1 rRNA gene (running past one end of the window) is annotated in these 2705 nt (G+C 56.3%); it reads right to left on the reverse strand.

From position 1 onward, the window contains the following. Positions 1 to 21: 21 nt before the first annotated feature. A 23S ribosomal RNA gene (locus tag ACZ7P3_RS42460) occupies positions 22 to 2705 on the reverse strand (it continues 530 nt past the right edge of the window).

Genomic DNA, 2705 nt, shown 5'->3' on the forward strand with positions numbered 1-2705 from the left:
ACACAGTGGACGCGAGCAACTGAGGACAAGCCCTCGGCCTATTAGTACCAGTCAACTCCACCCGTTACCAGGCTTCCATATCTGGCCTATCAACCCAGTCGTCTACTGGGAGCCTTACCCTCTCAAGGAGGTGGGAATACTCATCTCGAAGCAGGCTTCCCGCTTAGATGCTTTCAGCGGTTATCCCTCCCGAACGTAGCCAACCAGCCATGCCCTTGGCAGAACAACTGGCACACCAGAGGTTCGTCCGTCCCGGTCCTCTCGTACTAGGGACAGCCCTTCTCAATATTCCTACGCGCACAGCGGATAGGGACCGAACTGTCTCACGACGTTCTAAACCCAGCTCGCGTACCGCTTTAATGGGCGAACAGCCCAACCCTTGGGACCGACTCCAGCCCCAGGATGCGACGAGCCGACATCGAGGTGCCAAACCATCCCGTCGATATGGACTCTTGGGGAAGATCAGCCTGTTATCCCCGGGGTACCTTTTATCCGTTGAGCGACGGCGCTTCCACAAGCCACCGCCGGATCACTAGTCCCGACTTTCGTCCCTGCTCGACCCGTCGGTCTCACAGTCAAGCTCCCTTGTGCACTTACACTCAACACCTGATTACCAACCAGGCTGAGGGAACCTTTGGGCGCCTCCGTTACTCTTTAGGAGGCAACCGCCCCAGTTAAACTACCCATCAGACACTGTCCCTGATCCGGATCACGGACCCAGGTTAGACATCCAGCACGACCAGACTGGTATTTCAACGACGACTCCACAAACACTGGCGTGCCTGCTTCAAAGTCTCCCAGCTATCCTACACAAGCCGAACCGAACACCAATATCAAACTGTAGTAAAGGTCCCGGGGTCTTTCCGTCCTGCTGCGCGAAACGAGCATCTTTACTCGTAGTGCAATTTCACCGGGCCTATGGTTGAGACAGTCGAGAAGTCGTTACGCCATTCGTGCAGGTCGGAACTTACCCGACAAGGAATTTCGCTACCTTAGGATGGTTATAGTTACCACCGCCGTTTACTGGCGCTTAAGTTCTCAGCTTCGCCCCACCGAAATGGAGCTAACCGGTCCCCTTAACGTTCCAGCACCGGGCAGGCGTCAGTCCGTATACATCGCCTTACGGCTTCGCACGGACCTGTGTTTTTAGTAAACAGTCGCTTCTCGCTGGTCTCTGCGGCCACCCCCAGCTCGAACAGCAAGTGTTCTCACCAGGTGTGGCCCCCCTTCTCCCGAAGTTACGGGGGCATTTTGCCGAGTTCCTTAACCATAGTTCACCCGAACGCCTCGGTATTCTCTACCTGACCACCTGAGTCGGTTTAGGGTACGGGCCGCCATGAAACTCGCTAGAGGCTTTTCTCGACAGCATAGGATCATCCACTTCGCCACAATCGGCTCGGCATCAGGTCTCAGCCGTATGCAAGGCGGATTTGCCTACCTTGCGGCCTACACCCTTACCCCGGGACAACCACCGCCCGGGCTGGACTACCTTCCTGCGTCACCCCATCACTCACCTACTGCAAGTCTGGTTCGTCGGCTCCACCACTTTCCTTTCCCCGAAGGGTCCGGAACGGCTTCACGGACTTAGCATCGCCTGGTTCAATGTTTGACGCTTCACAGCGGGTACCGGAATATCAACCGGTTATCCATCGACTACGCCTGTCGGCCTCGCCTTAGGTCCCGACTTACCCTGGGCAGATCAGCTTGACCCAGGAACCCTTAGTCAATCGGCGCAAACGTTTCTCACGTTTGTATCGCTACTCATGCCTGCATTCTCACTCGTCAACCGTCCACAACTACCTTCCGGTGCTGCTTCACCCGGCAGACGACGCTCCCCTACCCATCACAGCACCCGTTGGGGCTATATGCTGCAATGACACGACTTCGGCGGTACGCTTGAGCCCCGCTACATTGTCGGCGCGGAATCACTAGACCAGTGAGCTATTACGCACTCTTTCAAGGGTGGCTGCTTCTAAGCCAACCTCCTGGTTGTCTGTGCGACTCCACATCCTTTCCCACTTAGCGTACGCTTAGGGGCCTTAGTCGATGCTCTGGGCTGTTTCCCTCTCGACCATGGAGCTTATCCCCCACAGTCTCACTGCCGCGCTCTCACTTACCGGCATTCGGAGTTTGGCTAAGGTCAGTAACCCGGTAGGGCCCATCGCCTATCCAGTGCTCTACCTCCGGCAAGAAACACACGACGCTGCACCTAAATGCATTTCGGGGAGAACCAGCTATCACGGAGTTTGATTGGCCTTTCACCCCTAACCACAGGTCATCCCCCAGGTTTTCAACCCTGGTGGGTTCGGTCCTCCACGAAGTCTTACCTCCGCTTCAACCTGCCCATGGCTAGATCACTCCGCTTCGGGTCTTGAGCGTGCTACTGAAACGCCCTATTCGGACTCGCTTTCGCTACGGCTTCCCCACCCGGGTTAACCTCGCAACACACCGCAAACTCGCAGGCTCATTCTTCAAAAGGCACGCAGTCACGAGATACAGCAAGCTGTATCCGACGCTCCCACGGCTTGTAGGCACACGGTTTCAGGTACTATTTCACTCCGCTCCCGCGGTACTTTTCACCATTCCCTCACGGTACTATCCGCTATCGGTCACCAGGGAATATTTAGGCTTAGCGGGTGGTCCCGCCAGATTCACACGGGATTTCTCGGGCCCCGTGCTACTTGGGTGTCTCTCAAACGAGCCGC

It is taken from the genome of Streptomyces sp. NPDC107581 (assembly GCF_055657175.1).